General features: G+C 49.0%; 23 protein-coding genes and 1 other annotated feature (1 of these 24 only partly in view). Of the genes, 2 read left to right on the top strand and 21 right to left on the bottom strand.

Going from position 1 to position 22,969, the window contains the following annotated elements; genetic code table 11:
- Window positions 1–223 (bottom strand) — a binding site (T-box leader) (it extends 40 nt beyond the left edge of the window).
- Window positions 224–298: 75 nt separating this feature from the next.
- The 7 genes from SY83_RS15115 to SY83_RS15085 all read right to left on the bottom strand — a co-directional run bounded on the left by SY83_RS15115 (window position 299) and on the right by SY83_RS15085 (window position 4,361).
- On the bottom strand, window positions 299–784 hold the full coding sequence (locus tag SY83_RS15115) for a DivIVA domain-containing protein (RefSeq protein ID WP_068607952.1): 486 nt from the start codon (window positions 782–784) through the stop codon (window positions 299–301).
- A 76-nt stretch (window positions 785–860) separates the two neighbouring features.
- Window positions 861–1,643: a YlmH family RNA-binding protein gene (locus tag SY83_RS15110; RefSeq protein WP_068607950.1), complete on the bottom strand. Its 783-nt coding sequence runs from the start codon at window positions 1,641–1,643 to the stop codon at window positions 861–863.
- Window positions 1,644–1,649: 6 nt separating this feature from the next.
- Window positions 1,650–1,910 carry a YggT family protein gene (locus SY83_RS15105; protein WP_082882766.1) on the bottom strand — a complete coding sequence of 87 codons (261 nt, stop codon included), beginning with the start codon at window positions 1,908–1,910 and terminating at the stop codon, window positions 1,650–1,652.
- Window positions 1,911–1,953: 43 nt separating this feature from the next.
- Complete coding sequence (locus tag SY83_RS15100; RefSeq protein ID WP_068607945.1) at window positions 1,954–2,382, bottom strand: cell division protein SepF; 429 nt, start codon at window positions 2,380–2,382, stop codon at window positions 1,954–1,956.
- Between the two features lie 4 nt (window positions 2,383–2,386).
- Window positions 2,387–3,076 (bottom strand): YggS family pyridoxal phosphate-dependent enzyme, encoded by a 690-nt coding sequence (locus SY83_RS15095; RefSeq protein ID WP_068607943.1) that lies wholly within the window; start codon window positions 3,074–3,076, stop codon window positions 2,387–2,389.
- The gene (gene pgeF, locus SY83_RS15090) at window positions 3,073–3,915 is read right to left on the bottom strand and encodes a peptidoglycan editing factor PgeF (RefSeq protein WP_068607940.1); all 843 of its coding nucleotides are present in this window, start codon (window positions 3,913–3,915) and stop codon (window positions 3,073–3,075) included. The genes SY83_RS15095 and pgeF overlap by 4 nt, the downstream gene beginning before the upstream one ends.
- A 152-nt stretch (window positions 3,916–4,067) precedes the next feature.
- Entirely contained in the window at window positions 4,068–4,361 is a 294-nt protein-coding gene (locus SY83_RS15085) for a YlmC/YmxH family sporulation protein (protein WP_068607937.1), read from the bottom strand.
- Between the two features lie 207 nt (window positions 4,362–4,568).
- On the opposite strand from SY83_RS15085, the gene SY83_RS15080 reads away from it, so the two are divergent.
- A complete protein-coding gene (locus SY83_RS15080) occupies window positions 4,569–6,077 on the top strand; it encodes a phospholipase D family protein (RefSeq protein ID WP_068607934.1) in 1,509 nt (502 codons plus the stop codon).
- Between the two features lie 66 nt (window positions 6,078–6,143).
- Window positions 6,144–6,602 (top strand): MarR family winged helix-turn-helix transcriptional regulator, encoded by a 459-nt coding sequence (locus SY83_RS15075; protein WP_068607932.1) that lies wholly within the window; start codon window positions 6,144–6,146, stop codon window positions 6,600–6,602.
- 69 nt (window positions 6,603–6,671) lie between these two features.
- Here SY83_RS15075 and sigG read toward each other — a convergent pair whose 3' ends face one another.
- The 14 genes from sigG to SY83_RS15005 all read right to left on the bottom strand — a co-directional run bounded on the left by sigG (window position 6,672) and on the right by SY83_RS15005 (window position 22,951).
- Window positions 6,672–7,454: an RNA polymerase sporulation sigma factor SigG gene (gene sigG / locus SY83_RS15070; protein ID WP_068607927.1), complete on the bottom strand. Its 783-nt coding sequence runs from the start codon at window positions 7,452–7,454 to the stop codon at window positions 6,672–6,674.
- 118 nt (window positions 7,455–7,572) lie between these two features.
- Entirely contained in the window at window positions 7,573–8,295 is a 723-nt protein-coding gene (sigE, locus tag SY83_RS15065; protein ID WP_068607925.1) for an RNA polymerase sporulation sigma factor SigE, read from the bottom strand.
- 34 nt (window positions 8,296–8,329) lie between these two features.
- The gene (spoIIGA, locus tag SY83_RS15060; RefSeq protein ID WP_331709943.1) at window positions 8,330–9,265 is read right to left on the bottom strand and encodes a sigma-E processing peptidase SpoIIGA; all 936 of its coding nucleotides are present in this window, start codon (window positions 9,263–9,265) and stop codon (window positions 8,330–8,332) included.
- Window positions 9,266–9,464: 199 nt separating this feature from the next.
- Entirely contained in the window at window positions 9,465–10,613 is a 1,149-nt protein-coding gene (ftsZ, locus tag SY83_RS15055) for a cell division protein FtsZ (RefSeq protein WP_068607922.1), read from the bottom strand.
- A 51-nt stretch (window positions 10,614–10,664) separates the two neighbouring features.
- Entirely contained in the window at window positions 10,665–11,909 is a 1,245-nt protein-coding gene (ftsA, locus tag SY83_RS15050) for a cell division protein FtsA (protein ID WP_068607920.1), read from the bottom strand.
- Between the two features lie 225 nt (window positions 11,910–12,134).
- Entirely contained in the window at window positions 12,135–12,893 is a 759-nt protein-coding gene (locus tag SY83_RS15045; protein WP_082882765.1) for a cell division protein FtsQ/DivIB, read from the bottom strand.
- A 124-nt stretch (window positions 12,894–13,017) separates the two neighbouring features.
- Window positions 13,018–14,310 carry a UDP-N-acetylglucosamine 1-carboxyvinyltransferase gene (murA, locus tag SY83_RS15040; protein WP_068607916.1) on the bottom strand — a complete coding sequence of 431 codons (1,293 nt, stop codon included), beginning with the start codon at window positions 14,308–14,310 and terminating at the stop codon, window positions 13,018–13,020.
- A gap of 16 nt (window positions 14,311–14,326) precedes the next feature.
- Window positions 14,327–15,232, bottom strand: a complete 906-nt coding sequence (murB, locus tag SY83_RS15035) for a UDP-N-acetylmuramate dehydrogenase (RefSeq protein ID WP_068607913.1) — start codon at window positions 15,230–15,232, stop codon at window positions 14,327–14,329.
- Between the two features lie 151 nt (window positions 15,233–15,383).
- Window positions 15,384–16,490, bottom strand: a complete 1,107-nt coding sequence (gene murG, locus SY83_RS15030) for an undecaprenyldiphospho-muramoylpentapeptide beta-N-acetylglucosaminyltransferase (RefSeq protein WP_068607910.1) — start codon at window positions 16,488–16,490, stop codon at window positions 15,384–15,386.
- A gap of 6 nt (window positions 16,491–16,496) precedes the next feature.
- Window positions 16,497–17,594, bottom strand: coding sequence for a stage V sporulation protein E (gene spoVE / locus SY83_RS15025; protein ID WP_068607908.1), 1,098 nt, complete (start codon window positions 17,592–17,594; stop codon window positions 16,497–16,499).
- Between the two features lie 49 nt (window positions 17,595–17,643).
- Window positions 17,644–19,062, bottom strand: coding sequence for a UDP-N-acetylmuramoyl-L-alanine--D-glutamate ligase (murD, locus tag SY83_RS15020; protein WP_068607905.1), 1,419 nt, complete (start codon window positions 19,060–19,062; stop codon window positions 17,644–17,646).
- Window positions 19,062–20,027, bottom strand: a complete 966-nt coding sequence (gene mraY / locus SY83_RS15015) for a phospho-N-acetylmuramoyl-pentapeptide-transferase (RefSeq protein WP_068607902.1) — start codon at window positions 20,025–20,027, stop codon at window positions 19,062–19,064. The genes murD and mraY overlap by 1 nt, the downstream gene beginning before the upstream one ends.
- Before the next feature lie 33 nt (window positions 20,028–20,060).
- On the bottom strand, window positions 20,061–21,464 hold the full coding sequence (locus SY83_RS15010) for a UDP-N-acetylmuramoyl-tripeptide--D-alanyl-D-alanine ligase (protein WP_068607900.1): 1,404 nt from the start codon (window positions 21,462–21,464) through the stop codon (window positions 20,061–20,063).
- The gene (locus tag SY83_RS15005) at window positions 21,461–22,951 is read right to left on the bottom strand and encodes a UDP-N-acetylmuramoyl-L-alanyl-D-glutamate--2,6-diaminopimelate ligase (protein ID WP_068607897.1); all 1,491 of its coding nucleotides are present in this window, start codon (window positions 22,949–22,951) and stop codon (window positions 21,461–21,463) included. The genes SY83_RS15010 and SY83_RS15005 overlap by 4 nt, the downstream gene beginning before the upstream one ends.
- Between the last annotated feature and the right edge of the window lie 18 nt (window positions 22,952–22,969).

Here is a 22,969-nt window from a genome sequence, read left to right as displayed (position 1 = left end):
TGCGCTCCTCCGGATATGGCCTTCGCCAAACCCGAATTTACGTATCACTCGATCATCGTTAACGGAATGACCCGGTTCTCCTTACTAACAACTTAAACTGTCCCGTTGTCTTTCGAGAGACGCTCCTGGGTGATTTTCAATAAAGTTCAGTCATTAGGCTCGCACCAATCCCTAACTCGCTGACACTGTCCGTTCATTTACTCGTCCCAGTCATCGCTTTCATGCTTTGACTTATACATATAATACCCAAGTATACAAGAATGAGATACGGCAAGTCAATGTCGGCTAACCAGTTGGTTTACTCCGCGGCTACAAGTCTCTTCGGATCTTCAAGCGAGTCCCAGCTCTCATCCTTAAGCAATTCCAGTTGCGCTTCAACCAGAGAGCGGAACCGTGTACGGTAAATGGAAGCTTGTTTCTTTAACTCTTCCACTTCGATCGCGACCGAACGGGATTTAGCCAATGAATCGTTAATGATCCGGTCCGCATTCTTCTCCGCTTCCTTCACGATCAACTGAGCTTCTTTCTTGGAATTCGTTTTCACTTCGTCCGCGGCGTTCTGCGCTACGATAATGGTCTTGCTCAGCGTTTCTTCAATATTCATGAAATGGTTAAGTTTCTCTTGTAAACCGAGCACTTGATTCTGCATATCCTTGTTCTCGCGAATCAGCGCTTCATAGTCTTTAATGACTTGGTCCAGAAATTCATTAACCTCATCTTCATCATATCCGCGCAGTCGTCTTCCGAACTCTTTGTTGTGAATATCCAATGGCGTTAACGGCATCGGTGCACCTCCTAGGTAACTTAAAAAAATCTATAGGGAAGAATTTCGACAGTTTTATGGAGAATCCTGCATAAGCCTACGCATATTTTCCGATTTTAACGCGAATTCTCCCTTTTTTTGTAACTCCTTCAACCTCCAACACTTTAAACCGGCCAAACCCTTGCAAAGAAACAACGTCTCCCTCTTTAAGCATCTTCGAAGGATTTTCCTCCACCTTCCAGTTCACCTTACAACGGCCTGCCTGAATGGGAACTACAATCTTCGTCCGGCTCAGCCGATACACATCGCTGGCAATGCCGTCTAAACGCAAAGAAGCCACCGAGATGTTCATGTCATCCAGCTTCTGGGTTGCGGTTCGAAGTTTGTTTGCCGGAATGAGTTCCGTCTGAACATGGACCCGGTGGACCTGCTGTAATTGCAGATGAAAGTAAGAGGCGATATCTTCAGTAACAAGGATATGACATCCTTCTTCGTGAATTTGAATATCTCCGATCTTATCCCGCTTGATGCCTAGACCGAGTATTGCGCCAAGATAGTCCCCATGCTGCAGTTCGGCTAATTTACCGTCTTCAGATGTGATGGACAGCACCGTTATCCCTACAGGCTCATCTTCTAGCGCCCGGTAATCCGGAGCGATCAGCGCCCGCTGTCGTTCGGCTTCCGGGTATCCGCCGTCCAACCGAAACGTTACGTCCGGATTTCGGTTCGCGAGCGATTCCAGTATCACCGCTTGGCGAGGGTCGAGAAAATCCGTGAGCTTCAGCTGATGTTGCTCCGCCGCGCGTTCAATCCAATCCGTGGCGCGGTCTGCAAAGCCGCGCTCATCCGGATGAAAATGCATATAATGCCGATCTGTCATGATGTGTTACCCCGCGATAAATTCGACAATAGCCAAAACGCCGTATTCAACAAAAATCAATGCGAAGATGGCCACGATCGGTGAAATATCAATCATCCCGCCAATCGGGGGAATGAACCTGCGGAAAATGGACAGATAAGGCTCGACCAGTTTACCCAGCGTTTCACCAATAAAGCTGTCACGGGCGTTAGGCAACCAGGACAACAGAATGTAAGCAATAATCAGGTAGCGGTAAATTTCAAATAAAGTAACAACTAAACCGTTAATATTCAAGCCCTATTCACCTCAGATGTTTATGTTATGTTTCTTCTCAGTCAGCCAGGATATCTGTGATTGTACCTTGAATTTCCACCGTATCCGGCGCGCAGACAAAGATGTTCGGCCCTACTTTGGAGATGTTCCCGTTCAAAGCATATACCGTTCCGCTCAAAAAATCCACAATGCGCATCGCCTGATCGGACCGCACTCGCTGCAGATTAACAAGAACGGGCTTGCGGGAACGCAAGTGGTCGGCAATCTCTTGCGCCTCATCATACGTACGTGGCTCGCAAAGCACGAATCTTGTGTTCGATTTCTGCGAATGAAGACTCACCACATTCTGACCGCCCTTCTGTTGTTTACGGGGCTCGAACGCCGGGGTTTCATTTTCTTCTTCTTGGGTTACGATTTTTTCCCGTTCAATGATTTCCTCTTCATCCTGCAGTCCGAAAAAGTTCATAAATTTATTCATGACACTCATCCCTTTAACCCTCCTCTTTTCCTACCAAAATCGTACCTAAACGCAACCATGTCGCGCCTTCCTCCACAGCTACCTCGTAATCGTTAGACATCCCCATGGAAAGTTCAAGCATAGGTTGCTTCAGGATCCCGGAAGCGTTTAATTCATCCCTGAGTTTACGTAAACCCGCAAAGACGGGGCGGGTCGCTTCAGGCTCAGCCTCATAGGGAGCCATCGTCATTAACCCAATGAGGTTAAGACGGTCATATTGCGCGCATTGCTCAGCAAACGCCGACAACTCCTCCGGAGACAACCCGTATTTGGATTCTTCACCGGAAACGTTAACCTGTATAAAGCAATTCACGGCAGTGTCGATCGCTTCGGCTTTCTTATGAAGTTCTTTGGCAAGCGAAAGCCTGTCCAGCGAATGTATGTAATGAAAACGTCCTACTACCTCTTTAACCTTATTCGTCTGCAGATGACCCAAGAAGTGCCATGAGGCTTGTCCGCCGATCGCTTCCCACTTCGCCTGGGCGTCTTGCCAGCGATTCTCTCCGATATGCAGTAATCCAGCTTGGGCAGCTTCTCTGGTTGCTTCTAATGATACATATTTAGTTACCGCAACAATTCGGATTTCCCCGCGTTCTCTTCCGCTTCGGTCACAGGCTTGTTGAATACGGTTCTCCACATGCTTCATGCGTTCTTGTAAGTTCATAATGCCATGACCTCTTCCTTAAGTGCGATCCAGCTGGCCATGCGTCCTGTCCTTCCGTTCTCTTTACGATGCGAATAAAACAGATCCGTCCGGCAACCGGTACACCACTCCGATACTTCGATATGACTCGGCAAAATTCCTGCCTGTAACATCAATTCGCGGTTAATAATCTTCAAATCCAGCATATATTTGCCGGTTCCTGACGTCTTGTAGCCGATCTCGTCGGAGAAACCAAGGCTTTGGACATGGGTAATCACACCCTGGTCCACTTCATAACAACAACCACCGATGGAGGGCCCGATCGCGGTTAATAACTGCTCCGGTCTTGTTCCGTAGTTCGCTCCCATCGCCTCTACCGTCTTGGATGCGATACGCTGCACGGTCCCCTTCCAGCCTGCATGCGCCAGTCCTACAGCCTTGTTCACCGGATCCAGAAAAAATAAAGGAACACAATCCGCATAGAATGAAGTCAGTAATACATCAGGGAGATTGGTAATGATCGCATCGGTATCCTGAATGGCGGATTCCCGGTTTTCACGTCCCGCTCCTCTGTCCGTTGAGGTAACTACATGTACGCGGCTTCCATGTACTTGCTCCGCACATGTCCATGCCGTTGGATCCATACCTAACGCAAGCGCCAGTCCTGTTCGGTTGGAGATCACAGTATCAGCATCGTCCTGTACATGCAGAGCGCAGTTTAGAGAATCGAACACTCCTTTGCTGGCCCCGCCGCGTCGGGAAGTGAATCCCGCCGTCACGTAACTTATCTCCCGTATCCAGCTATCGATGTAGAATAATGTCGTCTGCTCATCCGCCTCATGCTGCACAAAGGGATCCATATATCCAAACCGTCCTCTCCGTTTACCGCTCCGCAATATATGTCTAACAGTGTACCACAAATGTTCTAATGTGAAAAAAGCATGCGGGTTCAGCGTCTAACATCCGCCTCTAACCTGCATGCGATCAAGCTTAAGGATTGGTTTCTTCAACATTAACGATTCCGTTGGTACTCCAGCGGGATATCTCCGTCATCGGACGGCCGGTATGCTTTCGTATCATCCAGTTTCACCAACACCACATCCGCGCCGATCTTCACGATGTTGCGCCAGGGGATAACAAGATCGGTCCCCCCGCCAAACATCCCGAAAAATTTACTGGAGTTCGGCACCACGATCGAGTCGATGCGCCCTTGACGCAAATCAAGTTCCAGATCGCTGATTTGCCCCAGCTTTTTGCCGTCTACAATGTTAATCACATCTTTAGTCTGGAAATCGGATATTTTCATGGGGCTCACCCCTACTTTTCGCAGAATGGACTACACGAGCACAGGCAACGGCCTATCCTACTCTTTAATATATGTGCCGTACTTGCAAAATGTCCTTCCTTTCATAAAAAGAAAAAAGGCTAAGGTAAATGAACCCAAACCCGCACTTCATTGTTTCACAACACCTATTTTGACTTAATGTTGCTATAAAAAGTAATCGGAGGGTTTATGCCCATACAAACTCAACCCGCGGTGAAGCCGGGAACGACAATCCCGCCCCGCCCTCGATCACAACGGTATACACGTCTTCGCAAAATCGGTCTGCCAAACTTCATTGCCCTAGCCCTATTCATCCTAGTGGTTTGTGTTGGTTATTACCATACCCATAAGCCCTTACCCGCAGGTATATCATATGAGAGTCAGGCATACCCGTTACAGACTGTGGAGTTTCTCTATGATCTGACTTATAAGCATGAAGGGACTGTGAAGCATGATCAAATGATCTTTAAGGAGATCTTAAAGTCCATTCGGCTAGCTAAAGAATTTATCGTGATCGACCTATTTTTGTACAACGGCTACTATGATAAAGATCAAAGCTACCCTCCGCTTAGCAGAAGTTTAACCAATACCCTTTTGGCTCAAAAAAGCAAATATCCACAATTGAAAATCATCGTAATCTCTGATGAAATTAACACCGATTACGGTTCACATCCAGCACCCGAATTTCAACGTTTAAAGGCTGCGGGAATTCCCGTCATACTGACCGATGTTGATCCGTTGCGAGATTCCACTCCCGCTTACTCGGGTCTTTGGAGGACTTTTATCCAATGGTTTGGTCAGGCAGGTAACGGATGGATCCCTAATTTAATGGCGGATCAAGCCCCGGATTTAACAGCCCGCTCCTACATGAAATTATTAAATGTAAAAGCCAATCACCGCAAGGTCATTGTCACCGAGAATACAGCGATAATTCCAACAGCTAACGCGCATGATGCAAGCAGTTGGCATTCTAATACGGCAATCAAGATGAGCGGCCCCATCATTAGCGATATTTTACTTAGCGAACAGGCAGCGGCGGCGCTAAGCTCCGATATAAAGTTACCGGAACATAACCCTCAGGAAAAGACATCTGAACGACCAGGACCCTATCAGACACGTCTCCTTACTGAAGGAAAAATCTACAAATATGTGCTGACCTCAATTCGTGAAGCTGACCGTGATGATTCCATCCGAATGGCCATGTTTTATCTGGCAGACCCTAATGTGTTGGATGCTTTGGTACAGGCCGCGAATCGAGGAGTTAAAGTTCAACTGATCTTGGACCCCAATGAGAACGCGTTTGGCCGGGATAAGATCGGGTTACCCAATCGGCCGGTAGCCGAAGAGTTGCACAAGAAGACGGACGGCAAAATTGATATCCGTTGGTATAATACCAGCGAAGAGCAATTTCATACCAAGATGATGATTGTACAAGGTCCAAAGCAAACCACACTGCACAACGGCTCGGCCAATTTTACCACCCGAAATTTGGATGATCTCAATCTGGAAACAAATGTGATGATTACGGCGTCTAATGAAAGTCCCCTGATGAATGATGTTACGAAGTACTTTGATAAACTGTGGATGAACAAGGGGGCGGAATATACGTTAGATCGTTCAGCTTACCGGGATGACATGCTGCCTCTGCAGCGCTTCCTCTACCATGTTCAAACATGGTTAGGATTTACTACTTTTTAACATTCTTTGTCAATAAATCGGGCCCGTATGATATAATAGAATCATGAATAAAGGAGGATTTATCGTATGTCTGCTGAGAGCTTAGGCAATGTCAAGTTTGAAATTTTAAATGAGTTTACGGATGTTGTTTTTGCTTACAAAAATAAGTTGCTTGATAAACATCATTCCGGATATCAATATAATATGACGAAGACCAAATATTTAATGCTCAAAACGATAATCCTTAATGATCCCTGTCTGGTTGTGGATGTTTCCAAGAAATTGCGATTATCTTCAGGCGCCACAACGATTCTTCTCAATCAGCTTGAAACGGATGGTTTGATTGTTCGTAAGCGCAGCGAATTGGACCGACGCAGTGTAAGATTGTTTCTTACTGAGGAAGGGGAACACGTGCTGCGGCAAATCAATGCAACCCGAGAGGAGTATTTAACAGAATTATTAAACACTTTGACCGAGCATGAACAAGAGGTATTAATCCAATTGGTTCGCAAAATTTCGATGCAGTTTCACAAGCTTATACGGTAGAACATCACCTTAAGAACAAAGGGCTTTCCTATTCCGGCATAGCCGGTTTCTAGGAAAGCCCGTTTTTTTTTAGCTTTTCACATGCTTTTGCATTTGTGATATGGCGGATTTCTCCAACCGGGATACTTGCGCCTGAGAAATACCGATTTCATCGGCTACTTCCATTTGGGTCTTCCCTTCAAAGAAACGCATGGATAGAATCATCTTCTCCCGGTCATTTAACTTGCGCATCGCCTCGCGTAAAGCGATCTCCTCAATCCAGGAAACATCCTTGTTCCGGTCATCACTGATTTGATCCATGACATAGATGGGATCACCGCCGTCATGGTAAATCGGCTCGAACAAGGAAACAGGGTCTTGGATGGCATCCAACGCGAAAACCACGTCTTCTTTAGGCACGCCTAACGCTTCTGAAATTTCGAAGATCGTCGGTTCCCTGGCATTCATGTTCGTCAGACTGTCGCGTACTTGCAAAGCTTTGTAAGCAATATCCCGCAAAGATCGGGATACACGAATCGGATTGTTGTCCCTCAGATATCGCCGAATCTCACCGATAATCATCGGAACCGCATAAGTGGAAAACTTTACATTCTGCCCTAAATCGAAATTATCAATGGCCTTCATTAAGCCGATGCATCCGACTTGAAACAGGTCGTCGACAAACTCGCCCCGGTTATTAAACCGTTGAATCACGCTGAGAACCAAGCGCAGGTTCCCGTTGACTAATTTCTCTCTTGATGCTCGCTCATTCTTGGTTTGCAGGCTGACAAATAGCTCGCGCATTTCGGTATTATTAAGCACCGGCAATTTCGCGGTATCCACGCCGCAAATCTCAACTTTGTTTCGGGTCAACGTGACTACCTCCCAAGGAGAAACATTAATGTTAATTATCCCCGAGGGCGGTTTTTTTATTCCAAAAATTAACCCTGTCGACAGGGTATATTGGGCTTCAAGTTGGGATATGTATTCGTCAAACCATTTTGTTAAATTCTTTGCGAAGCCGCTTTATAATTCGCTTTTCCAGGCGTGATATATAGGACTGGGATATTCCCAGCAGATCCGCAACATCTTTCTGTGTTTTTTCTTCTCCGTCGGTTAATCCGAATCGCAGCTCCATAATAATCCGTTCCCGATCCGACAGTTTATCCAAAGCCTTATGAAGCAATTTACGATCCACTTGTTCTTCGATATTACGATATATCGTATCATTCTCGGTACCCAGCACATCGGATAACAAGAGCTCATTTCCGTCCCAATCGATGTTCAAAGGCTCATCGAAGGATACCTCGGTTCTGATTTTGCTGTTACGGCGTAAATACATCAAGATCTCATTCTCAATGCACCGGGATGCATAGGTGGCGAGTTTAATCTTCTTTTCCGGATCAAATGTATTTACGGCCTTGATGAGACCGATCGCGCCAATTGAAACCAAATCCTCGATATTAATACCCGTGTTCTCAAATTTACGCGCAATGTATACAACTAATCGCAGATTGCGTTCAATGAGCATCGCCCGGATCGCGGCATCTCCCGTTGTGAGCTTCCCGAGCAGATATTCTTCTTCCTCACGCGTTAACGGAGGCGGTAACGCTTCACTTCCCCCGATATAATAAACTTCATCGGACTTCAAACCGAGTCTCACCATGATTCGGTAATACCATACCGTAAGCCGCATTTTCAACTTTGTGAACATCGTCAATTCCTCCTATATCGAAGTAGGGTATGTATTACAGAGCCACAGGCTCCATCAGGGCTGGATGAATAATAGCCTTGTAGGCACCATCCGAAGATAATTGACCTCCATCAAGTCCGATCAGTACCTTCACGGCCTCCGTAACGTGCTTGTCTGTGCGGATGACTACCTTATCAGGCTTAAGTGCGAGCATAAACTGTGTTCCGCTATTCACGCCCCGGTAGGGCACCAATCGCAGCCGGTCCTGATATCGAAACTCGTCCTTTCCGATGGCGTTAATGATTTCATCCAGTTCCGCGTTCTGTATCCGCTTAATCCAACCGGCAGGAAGAAAATCCGCCCATGCCGCCGCCTCCATAATCATGACAGGTGTTCGTGTTAACGGATCGTAAAGATGATTGCCTGTATCAATTAAACCCGTGCATACGAATTCATGTTCCTCCATCGTGACCGTTACCTCGGCCAAGTGTTGCGCGACGTTATCCTGTCTGCGTTTACCGGAAAACACAACACGGTACAATACGACGGAGATCATGAGGAACACAATGATAAACAGAGCACCAAGCTCCCGAATTTCGAAGGATAATCCGGTTTGGGTTATGATGATACCGTTCATTACTTCACTGGATTGCTGCAATAAATAGTGAGCGCCTAAGATCCCGCCCGCAGCCGCAAAATTAATACAATAGAACGCCCCCAAATTACGCCAGAAACGCTTGGCTCCGCCATAACCAAAGGCGATCAACAACATCAACACGGACATAACCATTTTCGCAATAAACGTAAACAGGAAGGAAAGCATGGGAACAAACATCAAGACTACATAGGAAGCACCCAAACCGGAGGCTAAGGCGATTCTCCATCCTTTAGGTTTCAGCAGACGGGTTCTGGCGGTGGCCCACAAGAGGAATGCGTCCAAGAGGAGGTTGAACAGAAAAATAAGGTCCGCATATACAACCACTGCTTCCATCACCCTACCATTTCTGCGTGATCCTTCAACCTGTATTCCTATCTCTAACCTATGAGCCTAGTATATCGAAAGCATATTCCAAAGTCTGTCTAAACATGACGTCTCGGCTAGAGTTTTTTTGTCGAATGAGGAAGGAATAACGAGGAACAAAAAAAACCTCACAAAGAGTGTCACTCTTCATGAGGTCGTTCGACTTTAATTAAGTTCGGTCTGTATTTCTGCGGTTACGCAAAAATGTAGGGATATCCAATTGATCTTGAGAGATGGAAGGATTACTGCTGTTGTAGGATGGTTTGGCACCCGGTACTGCCGTTCTGGCTTCTTCATTCTCAGCCTGCGGCTGTTGTTGTGAACCTTGGACAACATTGGGTTTACGGTGAATGCTCGTATAAGGCTTATGTTCAAATCCGGTCGCAATGACCGTAACTTTAATATCTTCCTTCATGTTGTCATCAATGATCGCGCCGAATATCATGTTCACATCCGGGTCGGATGCGGAGATGACGATTTCGGCAGCTTCATTCACTTCATACAAGCTAAGGTTCGCGCCGCCTGTAATATTCATGATGACACCGCGCGCTCCGTCGATCGAAGTTTCAAGCAACGGACTCATAATCGCTTTCTTTGCCGCCTCTGCCGCGCGGTTCTCCCCGTTGGCTTGTCCGATACCCATTAAAGCGGAACCACGTTCTGTCATAATGGTCTTTACATCGGCAAAGTCAAGGTTGATCAAACCCGGAACCGCAATCAGATCCGATATGCCTTGTACGGCTTGGCGCAGAACGTTGTCCGCTTCGCGGAAAGCTTCCAGCATCGGCGTCTTCTTGTCCACGATTTCCAGGAGTCTGTCATTCGGAATAACAATTAACGTGTCCACTTTCTCTTTAAGCGCTTCAATCCCTTGCTCCGCTTGGGATGCGCGTTTGCGGCCTTCAAACGTAAACGGACGAGTAACGACACCTACGGTCAATGCGCCACATTCTTTGGCGATCTCAGCAATGACAGGGGCTGCCCCTGTACCTGTGCCCCCGCCCATACCCGCAGTTACGAATACCATATCCGCGCCGCGAAGCGTGTTCATAATATTATCCTTGGATTCTTCCGCGGCTTTCTTACCCACTTCCGGATTGGCGCCGGCACCTAAACCGCGCGTCAGCTTATCCCCAAGTTGCAGTTTATGCTCCGATTTCGCAAGATGTAATGCTTGCGCATCGGTATTCACGGTGATAAATTCAACGCCCTTCACACCGTTCTCAATCATGCGGTTCACGGCATTGCTGCCGCCGCCGCCAACCCCGATCACCTTTATCTGAGCCAATTGGTCTAATTCGAAATCAAATTCCAGCATATGGTTCATTTTCCCCCTAACTCAGCATTCGTGCACGTCAGCAATTTGCCCTTATATAAATTCGCTAAAGTAATTCTTCATTCGTTCCATTAAGCCAGGCTTAGTCTTAACAGCCGTGGCACTCCGGTTGTTCGAGACTTTCTTCGGTGTCGAGGCGGAACCCTTGGCTCTCATAAACCTTACCACAAAGTGTATGATTCCAACACCGCTTGTAAAAGCAGGATCGCGTACGCCAATAAAATCAGGCACAGCAATGCGCACGGATGTGGCCAGCTCTTCCTGAGCGATCGTAAGCATACCCGGCATCGACACGGTACCGCCTGTCAGCACATAGCCTCCAGCCGTTTCGTCGTATCCGAGACGCTTGACTTCCTCACGAATCAATTCGAATATTTCTTGAACGCGTGGTTCAATAATATTGGACAGGTCTACTTGTGAGAATTCCTTGTCCACATTACTGCCCAGACGGTTTACTTTAAACAATTGATCCGCTGCCGCGTCAGCAATAACGGCACAACCGTATTTCAGCTTAATCTTCTCAGCATATTCCGTGTGCGTCCGCAAGCCTATCGAAATGTCGTTCGTAATGTATTCCCCGCCAATCGGCAATGTGGATGTCGCAACCAAGCTGCCTTGTTCAAACACAGCGATCGTGGTTGCTCCCGCACCGATGTCCACCAATACGGTACCCATCGTTTTCTCGTCTCTGGACAAGCATAGCTGTCCGGAGGCAAGGGACATGAGAATCAGACCGGTTACTTTCAGTCCAGCTTTCTCCACACAACGGAGCAAATTATGTATTGCCGTCTTGGCACCGGTGATAATCGTTGCTTCTACTTCAAGTCTGACCCCAATCATGCCTCGCGGATCATGAATTCCTTCCAATCCGTCAACGACATATTGCTTGGGTACAATCCCGATAATTTCACGCTCGGGGGGCAATGCGATAACTCGCGCCGCCTGGATGACCCTGTCGATGTCCTCGTCGCCGATTTCCCGGTCTTCATTCGATACCGCGACTACGCCGTGACTGGATTGAAGCGCGATATGATTGCCGGAAATGCCTACTGCCACTTCGGATATTTGAATGCCAACCATCCGCTCCGCATGATCAATCGCATTGCGAATGGATTGCACGGTCTGATCAATATCAACAATTGCACCCTTACGAATGCCTTCCGAGTCGGCCGATCCAACTCCAATAATATTAATGGTTCCATTACTTATTTCACCAATAATAGCACGTACTTTGGATGTACCGATGTCCAAACTAACAATGATGTCATTGCTGCTCAATCCTTGGCACCTCCTGTTTCATCAATAAAAAGGGTAAAAAAACACAAAGACTTTTGTACATATTCAACACGGTTGGTTTATTCCCTCTTTTTTTCTACAAAATTTTTGGACATGCTGTGAAAGATAAACTCCTCCACTTAAATCCCGTACAAAAAAAACGATAATAACCCATCCCACCTGATTCCACAAACACCAATAACTCTATCATACTACCATTATTCCCATCTATTGAGTAGCCTCTATCTGGGAAGAATCGGTCACCGCTTCCTGCTTCTTTACATATGGCGTATAGAAATCGGCTTCGAGCATCGTAATCTTGCCCGGCTCCTGCCCGTCGATGACAGCATTCATATATTCCGCCTTCTCGGGCAGATAAGCAATCGTTGTGGACACTTCAAACTTGGAACGAGTGTAAAGCTTGATGCGGTCAGGGTATGCATTGGACGGATCAGGCTTGATCTCCGAAATGTCCGCCAGCAGTCCCTCAGGTATGGTTGCAAGCGTATTGCACAGTTTCTTGAACAGCGCATCCCGATTCTCCCATCCTGTCAGAACCGGTTTGTCTAATGTAATGTTCTTCGCCTTGGGAATAACAGCGTTGCCTCCGGATAACAGGGCCTTTATTGTACCCTCTTTCGGAGAAAGTTGAAACGCGACGGTCTGCTGTTCCCGGATCTCTATTAGAATATACCCGGGAAACCTCTTGTGAATCAGAACTTCTTCGATTGGCAACAATTGGCTGACCCTGCGATCCATCTCGGCAGCGCTTGTCCCAAAAAATTGATCCCCAACCTGTACATTCAGAGCCTTGCTGATCTCATCCGGCGTTAAATATCGGTTCCCCTTCATCTCTATCGTTTGGACCTTACTGAAGGAAGAACGAAAAAACAAAATGGCCAGCAACACGACAAAGAGAAACAACAGCAATAACAGCAATTTACGATTGCCCCGCCGACGCACCTTCTGTTCTCGGAGTACAGGCATTTGAGAAATGTTCGACAAGCTCTTACACCTTCTTCATGAATGAATCTTAGCGCAATAATGCCGGAATCCCCTCTTCGATCAGGAAAGAGGGGAAATGCGGCTGATTTACTTGTAACCTATTCAATTAGGAATGGTTGGAACGTTGTAACAGCGGCTGCTTAGCCGTGGACGTGCGTTCAATATTAGCGCCTAGATGTTGAAAGATTCGTTCAATGCGGTCATATCCGCGATCAATATGATGGATCTGCTCCACAACGGTAACCCCGGTTGCCGCAAGACCCGCAATGACCAAGGCAGCGCCGGCGCGTAGGTCGGTAGCTTCAACAGTGGCTCCGTATAGCCTAGGAACCCCGCGGATAAAGGCTGAACCCAGATCTACTGAGATATCCGCACCCATTCGGGACAATTCATCCACGTGTTTGAAACGTCCTTCGAATATCGTCTCTTTCATGATGGAAATGCCGTCCGCAAGACATAACAAGACCATGACCTGAGATTGCAAATCCGTAGGAAACGCAGGAAACGGCGAGGTCACAATGCGTTCAACGGCTCTCGGCCGGGAATGCCCGCTTACGGTTATTATATCACCTTCCGAGGTAATCTGAACACCTGCGCGCTTCAATACATGCATAGCGGATGTCAAGTGACTCGGATTGACATGCTGCAGTGTGATGGTTCCCCGTGTAGCCGCAGCCGCCACTAACAAGGTTCCTGCTACAATTCGATCCGGAATGACGCGGTATTTGCAAGGACTCAGTCGGGTTACCCCTTCGATTGTGATTGTGTCCGTTCCCGCGCCGATGATCCGCGCCCCCATCCGATTCAGGAAATTTTGTAAGTCCTGTATCTCCGGTTCCCTTGCAGCATTGGTAATCGTTGTAATACCGTGCGCTTTCACAGCCGCCATCATAATGTTCTCTGTCGCTCCGACACTCGGAAAATCCAAGTGTATATCGGTGCCCGTAAGCCGCGCCGCGCTGCAGATTAACCGACTTTCTTCGTAAGTGATTTCAGCGCCAAGCGCCTCAAGCCCTTTGAGATGAAGATCGATCTTCCTCTCACCGATCGCACAACCGCCGGGTTGATAGATTTGGACTTCGCCAAATCTTGCAAGCAACGGACCCATCAGAAAGATAGAGGATCTCATCTGCCCCATTAAATCCTCGGGAATGTGCGATGTGCTAACTTTGGAAGTGTCTAGCGTAACGATCTGCTGCCGGTGCTCCGCCTGACAGCCCAGCCTTCTTAGAATGCTCAGCATAGTCTGAATATCGAGCAGGTCGGGAACATTCTCAATGACATGCGTTCCTTCTACCATCACGCTTGCTGCCAGAATGGGTAACGCGGCGTTTTTGGCTCCGTGAATGCGAATGGATCCTGAGAGTGGTTTCCCGCCTTCAATCACCAGTTTCTCCAAATAGCTCACCTCCGATTTACCGCTCACCCACAAATAAAACCTCGGGAACGAGTTCCACACCGTACTTTTCCTTAATTGCGGTTTTTACTTGTTCCATTAGGGTGAGAACGCTACTTGCCGTCGCTTGCCCGGTGTTGACAATGAAATTGGCATGCAATGTGGAAACCTCCGCATCGCCTACGCGAAGTCCTTTGAGTCCCGCTTCTTCGATGAGCTTCGCGGCATGAGTGCCCGGCGGATTACGAAACACACTGCCCGCGCAAGCCAATTGCAAAGGTTGTGTTCTGAGCCTTCGGTCCTTGTAAGTCGCCATCGCGGCCGCAATCTCCTTGCGATCCCCCGGACTTAATTCGAACACGGCTTCCGTGACGAGACCCCGCTGCTCATGCAGTAAGGAATGACGATAATCAAATTTAAAATCTTCTGCGTTCCACTTTACCAATTCGCCTGTCTCCAGCAAGACTTCAGCTGTTTTCAGAATGCGTGACACGTCAGACCCGTGAGCTCCTGCGTTCATATACACAGCCCCGCCTACAGTGCCCGGAATCCCCCCTGCGAATTCCAAGCCGGTCAAACCCTGCTTTCCAGCCATGATCGACATTTTGATGAAGGAATAAGAAGCGCCCGCGTATACGAGATTCCCTTCGAAGCGCACCTGATCCATGCCTTCGCCCAGCTTGATTACAACGCCGCGTATGCCTTTATCGGAAACGAGCATATTAGAGCCTCTGCCGATCGTCGTCCACGGGATGCCGTGACGATGAAGAATACTCACCGCTTCAACAAGCTGCTGTTTATTATGGGGAATCAACAAGATATCCGCCGGACCGCCAATTTTCCATGTGGTGTATTCTGCTAGTGATTTGTTTAGTAGTACATCTCCTGTGTTCGCGGCTTTCAATTCAGATATGGCCTGCTGCATTGGGACGAACCTCCTTCATAGAACATCAAGGGATGGCGGCACCGCCATTTCATACCCTTGTTTCCATCTGGGTGACTGTCACGAATATGGGATAGTTTATGTAACATTCTTCCCGAGTGTGACAATCGCCCAGATGTAGGTTGATAAACATTTACGCGCGTACAAGACGTTTCATTTCGTTCAAAATAAGCTGCGCCGAATCCGGTTGGCCCAACCGTCTGGAAGCCTGTGACATCCGGTCTTCCTGAACAGGATCATCTATGATTTCAGCTATGGCTTTAAGTAAGGATTGACCGTTTAGGTCCTTTTCCAATATCAGTTCAGCCGCATTCTCTTTAACCATCCAACGGGCATTGGCCTCCTGATGATTGTTCGTCACATGGGGCGACGGAATCAATATGGACGGAATACCAAGTGAGGTGATCTCCGCAAGAAATGAAGCTCCCGCCCGGCTGACAATACATTTCGTTGCCGCCAGAACTTCCGGCATATTGTAAACGAACGGAAGCACATGAAGATTCGACGGCAAAGTACCCAGGCTTTGTTTCATGTGAGCGATGGCTGATTCATAATGGGCTTCTCCCGTGATATAAACAAAATGAGTGCCTTTAAAACGGTTAAGGTCCGGCAGCATTTGGTTAAACGCTTCATTAATCGCTTTCGCTCCGCGACTGCCCCCTACGATGACCACAACGGGCGTCCCTGCAGGCAGCCCTAACGTAGCAAACCCCCGCTGCGCGTTCGCGCTGGCAACAACGGTTGCCCGGGGGTTACCGGTGTAAAGAACATGCCTGGCTGAAGAAAAATTACTCTCGGATCCTTTGAAGCTAACCGCGACGGAGGACACGTATCGGCTAAGAAATTTATTGGTCAGTCCAGGTATTACATTCTGCTCGTGAATCAGCGTAGGGATACCCAGCTTCGTTGCGGCGTAAACGACAGGTCCGCAAACATAACCTCCCGTTCCGATCACGATGTCGGGTTTAAACTGCTTCAACAGCTCCTTGGAGCGTGTTACTCCTTTGAAAAACCGCATAACGGTCTTCACATTTTCCATGGAAAGCTTGCGACGGAAGCCTGTAATCTCGATGGCTTCAAACGGGAAGCCTTCTTTAGGAATGATATCTTTCTCCAATCCTTTGGATGTCCCAATATACAGAAATTGCGAATCGGGTTGTTCTTCCATACACTGTCTGGCGATGGCTACAGCGGGATAAATGTGTCCGCCTGTTCCGCCGCCGCTTAAGACGACACGCATTTCTCTTCACCTCGAATATCGGGATATGTTCAGCAATATGCCTATACAGGTTAACATCAGTGTAAGCGAGGATCCCCCGTAACTCACCAACGGCAAAGTGATTCCCGTCACCGGAAACATGCCTATGACTACACCGATGTTGATAATGACTTGAATCGCGATCATGCCGACAATGCCGACCGCCAGCAGACTGCCGAAAGTATCCGGCGCCGTAATGGCTGTACGCATACCGCGCCAAACTAATATGAGAAATAAAATCAATACGGTGACTCCGCCTATAAAACCAAGTTCTTCAGCAATGATGGAGAAGATAAAGTCTGTTTGCGGTTCCGGCAAATAACTGTATTTCTGACGGCTCATACCCAAACCTAAACCGACCAGTCCGCCGGGACCGACGGCATACAGCGATTGAATCGACTGATAACCCGCGCCGAGGGGATCCTGCCATGGATCCAGGAAGGCCGTAATACGCGCTAAACGGTAAGGAGCCGCCAGTATTAATCCAACGAAACCGGCGAGACCGACTAATGCCAAGGAAGCCAAATGCATCATTCTGGCACCCGCTACGTAGATGACCAGCAACGAAGCACCCATCATCACAACGCCTGTACCCAAATCCGGCTGCAGCATGATCAGGCCGAAGGCCAGTCCCATAAGAAGCAGCGGAGGCATCAGGCCTTGTCTAAACCGGGTAATCGTTGATTGGTGTTCAGACAGCAATTTGGACAGAAAGATAATCATCGCCAGTTTCATAAATTCCGAAGGCTGAATACCGAACGAAGATATGCCGAGCCAGCTTCTCGCCCCGCCGCGCACAACACCCACACCCGGAATCAATACCAGTACCAATAACGCGAAGCAACTGATCAGCCCGATCTTGGCCGCTTTCTTCCATGTCCAGTAGTCCGTATTCATCGTAAAATACATGGCCACAATGCCCAACCCCGCGAAAAAGGCCTGGCGTTTCAAGTAATAGAATGAATCTCCGAAATCATGAAAGGAAAGCACACTGCTGGCGCTATAAACCATGACAACCCCGATCCCGAGAATCGCCAAAGTCGATAACAATATCCACAGATCCGGAGCGGAGCGAGATTTGACCATGTACGAAAGCACCTCTTCATCATCGATGTAGGGCTTGTATTACACCCTATTAAAGACTATGCACCGATTTTTTAAAAATGCTTCCGCGTTCCTCATAGGAGGCGAACATGTCCCAGCTCGCGCAAGCGGGCGATAACAGGACAATGTCGCCGGGCTCCGCGAACGCCGCCGCTCTGCGAACGGCTGCATCAAGTATAGCGGCTGCATCCTCCCCAGTATCGACGGAATCCGTAAATCTGATTCCTGCCTGACGCGCGACGCCGAGCAATTTCCCTCGCGTCTCCCCGAGCGCAACGAGCGCCTTCACCCGGCGCTCAAACACCGGGAGCAGCTCCGCATAGTCGGAGCCGCGATCCAGCCCCCCCGCGATCAGCACAATCGGCTGATCGAGCGATTCGACCGCCGAGATCGTGGCGGTCGCGTTCGTCGCCTTAGAGTTGTTGTAGAAGGTGACGCCGTCAACCTTCGCAACAAACTCCAGGCGATGCTCTACCCCGCGAAACGCCGAGAGCTCCTCGGCGATCGCGGTCAGCGGCGCGCCCGCGGCAATGGCTACCGCCGCCGCCGCCAACGCGTTCTCCGCGTTGAAGGTGCCGGGAATGCCGAGATCTTGCGTACGCAAGATCTCGCGCACCGCCCCGGTGCCTTCCGCGTAAACGATGCGCCGCTCGCCGAGCGCTTCGCCGGGTTTCAGCGGCGGATCCAGGTAGACGCCGCGCGTAAGGGTCTCGCGCGCCGAGAACGGCAGCAAGCGCGCCTGCAGGCCAGGGACAAGCGAGCGGCATACCGCGTCGTCCCAGTTCAGCACGGCGGTATCCTCCGCCGTCTGGTTCGCGAACAGCTTCGCCTTCGAAGCGATGTAATCGTCCATCGTGCCATGGTAGTCCAGATGCGTTTCCGCTAAGTTTAGCAAGCAGGCTATTCTGGGACGAAACGCGTCTGTGCCCTTCAGTTGGAAAGAGCTTAGCTCGACAACCATCCAGTTATCCTCGTCCGCTTCTATGGCCGCATCGGTAAGAGCCCTTCCGATATTCCCGGCGACAATCGGACGAAGTCCCGCGCGATCCAGCATCCTGCCGATCCAGGTCGTCGTTGTCGTCTTGCCGTTCGAGCCGGTAATGCCAATCATCGGCGCCGGACATACATGGTAAGCCACCTCAACCTCTGTCACCACTTCAATGCCAAGCTCAAGCGCTCTGACAATCGGCGGAGCCGTGTAAGGAATGCCCGGGTTCTTGACCACAAGCGCCACGCCTTCGTGAACAAGATCATCCGGATGACCGCCGCATAGAACAGAAATACCCAAAGCCGACAATTCATCAGCCTCGGGACATAAGCCGCGGTCTTTCATATCATTTACCGTGACGGAAGCGCCCAGAGCGTGAAATACTTTGGCCACCGCGCTTCCCGATTTGGCCATACCTAATACGATAATGTGTTGACGGGCGTAGTGCGACGGATGCTTCATTAGTTCAACCCCTCATTGATGTAAAGTCCCAAGCAAGCCAGCACGAGACCGACCGACCAGAAAGTAATGACCACTCTCCACTCCGACCAGCCGACCAGCTCGAAATGATGATGGATCGGACTCATTTTGAACACACGCTTACCGCGGGTTTTGAAAGATACCACTTGAATGATAACGGACAACACTTCGATGACGAATACGCCGCCCACGATTAACAGTAACAATTCCGTCTTCGTGATAAAAGCAACCGCCGCAAGTCCGCCGCCAATCCCCAGGGAACCGGTGTCTCCCATAAACACTTTGGCCGGGTGCGCGTTGAATACCAGAAATCCCAGAACCGCCCCGATCATAGCCGCGGAAAAAATGCCGGCTTCCCATTCGGTATGCATCATCGCTATGACCGCAAAAGCTCCGAAAGCGATGGCGCTGGTACCTGCCAGCAAGCCGTCCAAACCGTCGGTGAAATTAACCGCGTTCGACATGGCGAGCATCGTAAAGATCACAAACGGATAGTAGACCCAGCCCAAATCCAGTGAATAATGTAAACCCGGAAAGGCCAATACCGTACTGTGACCGCTGGAAAACAGGAGATAACATACAACCAGAGCGAAGAAAAGCTGTCCGAACAACTTCTGTTTGGCCGTTAAGCCCAACGATCTCTTAGCCACAATCTTGATATAATCATCTAAAAATCCGATAAGTCCGTAACCAAGGCAGGCGACGAGCAGGATATAAAAATCAGCGTTCTGATCCGAAAACCGGAAGAAAGCCAGCGTCAGCGCCACCAAGATAATAATCCCGCCCATTGTAGGCGTTCCTGCTTTTTTCAGATGACCTTGCGGTCCCTCTGTCCGGATCTGCTGACCGAATTTCAGCCTGCGCAGCAGCGGAATGAACAATGGTCCGATAATGACGGAAAGCACGAACGCCACGCCCATCGTTAACAAAATTAATTTAAAATCCACGATTTAACCCCCTACATATGACAACAAAAGCAGTTATAACGGCATCGAAAGCAGACCGTTTACCACATCTTCCAGTTTCATTCCCCGCGAACCTTTGACCAGTACAACGTCTTCCGCAGGCGAGACGATCGTTGAAATCTCTCTGACCATATCTTCTTTCGTGGCAAAAGATTTCACGCGCCCTTGCTCGAAAGTGTGGGTTGCTTCCTCCGCTATAAACTGGGCAAGCTTACCGAAGGTGTACACATAGTCCACGCCGGCCGGAGTCAAGCTTTTGCCGATTTCCCGGTGGAATTGAATTTCATCCTCACCCAATTCGAGCATGTCGCCCAGGACGATTATTTTTTTCCGGTAGGTATTTAAATCCTCGAGCAATCGAATGGCTGCCAAGACCGAAGTCGGGCTGGCGTTGTAGGCATCGTTCAGTACCGTTAATCCCGTTACGCCTTTCATGACTTCAATACGCATGCCGGTAAGCTTTACATCTTTTAGGCCGCGGGCAATATCCGCTTCGGACACGCCCATGAATTTCGATACCGCGATGGCAGAAAGTGCATTGATTACGTTGTGAATGCCTAACAGGGGAATATACAACGTAGACGCGTTGGGCAAATTCAGGGTAAAGCGTGTTCCTACCGAATCCATCATTAAACCGACGGGATACAGATCATTGGACTCGGTCATGCCGAAACGAAATTTAAGCAATTGTCCGGAAGGCTGCAGCTCGGTAAGAACCTCTTCAAGCAACGGCTCATCGCCGTTATAGACTAATAAGCCGTCCGCCTTCATCCCGCTGATGATTTCCAGCTTGGCTTGAGCGATGCCTTTCCTTGTTCCAAGCTGCAACAGATGCGATTCTCCGATATTCGTTACAATCGCCGCTTCAGGTTTAGCAAGATCGGATAGCAATTGGATCTCGCCAAATCCGCTCATCCCCATTTCCAATACCGCCATCTCCGTATCTTCTTCCATGGAAAGAAGCGTTAATGGCAACCCGATATGGTTGTTGAAATTCCCTTGCGTTTTGTGCACTTTGTAGGTGGTGGCCAAAATGGAAGCTAACATATCCTTCGTTGTGGTCTTGCCGTTTGAGCCCGTCACACCGACTACGCGCACACCCAATTGTTCCCTGTATCCGGAGGCGAGCTTCTGCAGAGCCGCCAACGTATCGTTCACGAGAATATATGGAATGTCCTCAGGAGGAAGGCGGTCGCCGGATTGCCAAAGAGTTAAACTAGCCCCTTGCGCGATCGCAGATGCCACATAGTCATGCCCGTCGAACGTATCCCCTTGGATGGGTATAAACAAATTGCCCTGAGCAATACGACGAGAGTCAGTGGTTACTCCTTCGATCATTTGTTCGGGGGTTTGCTCCGCCCCCGCGGATAAAGTACCTTCACAAAGTTGAGCCACTTGCGCAAACGTTCTTTTTATCACTGAACCCGACCCCTTAACGCTTCTTTGGCGACCAGTCTGTCATCGAAGTCAATGGTGACTCCGTTCATAATTTGATAGGTTTCATGCCCTTTGCCCGCAATCAGTACAACATCATCCGGACTTGCCATTTCTATGGCTTTCTCAATGGCGGTCTTGCGATCCACGATGAGCTCATAACGTTCCCTGGATACGCCGTCTTCTGTTAATCCGGCTTCGATATCCAACAGAATCGCATCCGGATTCTCGGAACGCGGATTATCGGAGGTCACCAGAATGCGATCCGCGTATTTGGCGGCAATCTTGCCCATCAACGGCCGTTTGGTCCGGTCCCGATCGCCTCCGCAGCCGAATACGCATAACACTTTACCTTCTGCGAATTCCTTTACCGTAGCTAACACATTCTCCAAGCCGTCCGGCGTGTGCGCGTAATCCACGATCACCGCGAAAGACTGCCCTTCGTCGACGGTTTCAACACGTCCGTCGACCCCTTGGACCGCCTCCAGACTCGCTTTGAGATCTTCGAGTGAAATTCCCTCAATGAGTCCTGCGGACATAGCGGCAAGCGCGTTGTATACATTAAATTTACCCACCATACGAAGCGCGATTTCCGATTCGCCGATCGGCGTGTTTACCTTAAAAGTTGTGCCGCGGGAAGTAATCCTGATGTCGGAAGCCTTTAAATCCGCATGTGAATCGATAGCATATGTAATCACTTCGGCTGAAGTCAACTTCGCAAAGGTTTCAGATGCTTGGTCGTCCGCATTAAGCACAGCATAACGTCTTTCGTTCTCATTACCTGAGTAGGTATTGCCCAAGCGGGAGAAGAACAATCCTTTGGCGCCCAGATATTCCCGCATCGTACCGTGATAATCCAAATGATCCTGCGTCAGGTTTGTGAATATCGCCGTTTTGAAATCGGAACCTTTAACCCGTCCTTGCTCCAGGGCATGAGAAGAAACTTCCATAATGCAATAATCCGTATCCGCTTCGACCATCTCATGCAGGTGTTGTTGGAGCTGTAACGCTTCCGGGGTTGTTCCGCTCATTTCGTAGAATTGATCCGCAATCTTCATCTTGATCGTTCCGATTAATCCGGTACGTTTCCCCTGATCCTCTAAGATGCGGTCAATCAGGAACGTCGTTGTCGTTTTGCCGTTCGTTCCCGTTACCCCGATCAACTTGAGACGACTGCTGGGGTGCCCGTAGAAATGATCGGCCATCACCGCCATCGCGAACCGGGTATCCTTAACCTTCACCACAGGAACTTTAAGGTCCTTGATGTCTTCCTGAATCACTAAAGCTGCCGCGCCTGACGCCACCGCCTTCTCGGCATAGTCATGACCATTCACCGTATGTCCCGGCAAGCAAATAAACAAGTCCCCTTGTTGTACTTTGCGCGAGTCGGTCTGTATGCCTGTAATTTGAACCTGTTCATCACCTGACACCTGCGATATCATCACAAGTGAAGCGAGTTCTTTAAGTTGCACGAAAAATCCCTCCGATAA

It is taken from the genome of Paenibacillus swuensis (assembly GCF_001644605.1).
In the GTDB taxonomy this organism is placed as follows: Bacteria; Bacillota; Bacilli; order Paenibacillales; family DY6; genus Paenibacillus_N; species Paenibacillus_N swuensis.
This window is presented reverse-complemented; position numbering and strand designations above follow the sequence as displayed.

What these genes read in the sequence shown, in the direction of transcription:
- SY83_RS15095 (WP_068607943.1), bottom strand. Translation starts at nt 3,076, where the DNA reads ATGAACTTACAAGAACGCATGAAGCATGTGGAGAACCGTATTCAACAA.
- SY83_RS15110 (WP_068607950.1), bottom strand. Translation starts at nt 1,643, where the DNA reads ATGACAGATCGGCATTATATGCATTTTCATCCGGATGAGCGCGGCTTT.
- sigE (WP_068607925.1), bottom strand. Translation starts at nt 8,295, where the DNA reads ATGTTCACAAAGTTGAAAATGCGGCTTACGGTATGGTATTACCGAATC.
- spoVE (WP_068607908.1), bottom strand. Translation starts at nt 17,594, where the DNA reads ATGGTCAAATCTCGCTCCGCTCCGGATCTGTGGATATTGTTATCGACT.
- ftsZ (WP_068607922.1), bottom strand. Translation starts at nt 10,613, where the DNA reads ATGCTGGAATTTGATTTCGAATTAGACCAATTGGCTCAGATAAAGGTG.
- SY83_RS15085 (WP_068607937.1), bottom strand. Translation starts at nt 4,361, where the DNA reads ATGAAAATATCCGATTTCCAGACTAAAGATGTGATTAACATTGTAGAC.
- SY83_RS15080 (WP_068607934.1), top strand. Translation starts at nt 4,569, where the DNA reads ATGCCCATACAAACTCAACCCGCGGTGAAGCCGGGAACGACAATCCCG.
- murB (WP_068607913.1), bottom strand. Translation starts at nt 15,232, where the DNA reads ATGCAGCAGGCCATATCTGAATTGAAAGCCGCGAACACAGGAGATGTA.
- murG (WP_068607910.1), bottom strand. Translation starts at nt 16,490, where the DNA reads ATGCGTGTCGTCTTAAGCGGCGGCGGAACAGGCGGACACATTTATCCC.
- SY83_RS15100 (WP_068607945.1), bottom strand. Translation starts at nt 2,382, where the DNA reads ATGAGTGTCATGAATAAATTTATGAACTTTTTCGGACTGCAGGATGAA.
- murD (WP_068607905.1), bottom strand. Translation starts at nt 19,062, where the DNA reads ATGAAGCATCCGTCGCACTACGCCCGTCAACACATTATCGTATTAGGT.
- pgeF (WP_068607940.1), bottom strand. Translation starts at nt 3,915, where the DNA reads ATGGATCCCTTTGTGCAGCATGAGGCGGATGAGCAGACGACATTATTC.
- SY83_RS15075 (WP_068607932.1), top strand. Translation starts at nt 6,144, where the DNA reads ATGTCTGCTGAGAGCTTAGGCAATGTCAAGTTTGAAATTTTAAATGAG.
- spoIIGA (WP_331709943.1), bottom strand. Translation starts at nt 9,265, where the DNA reads ATGGAAGCAGTGGTTGTATATGCGGACCTTATTTTTCTGTTCAACCTC.
- SY83_RS15115 (WP_068607952.1), bottom strand. Translation starts at nt 784, where the DNA reads ATGCCGTTAACGCCATTGGATATTCACAACAAAGAGTTCGGAAGACGA.
- SY83_RS15045 (WP_082882765.1), bottom strand. Translation starts at nt 12,893, where the DNA reads ATGCCTGTACTCCGAGAACAGAAGGTGCGTCGGCGGGGCAATCGTAAA.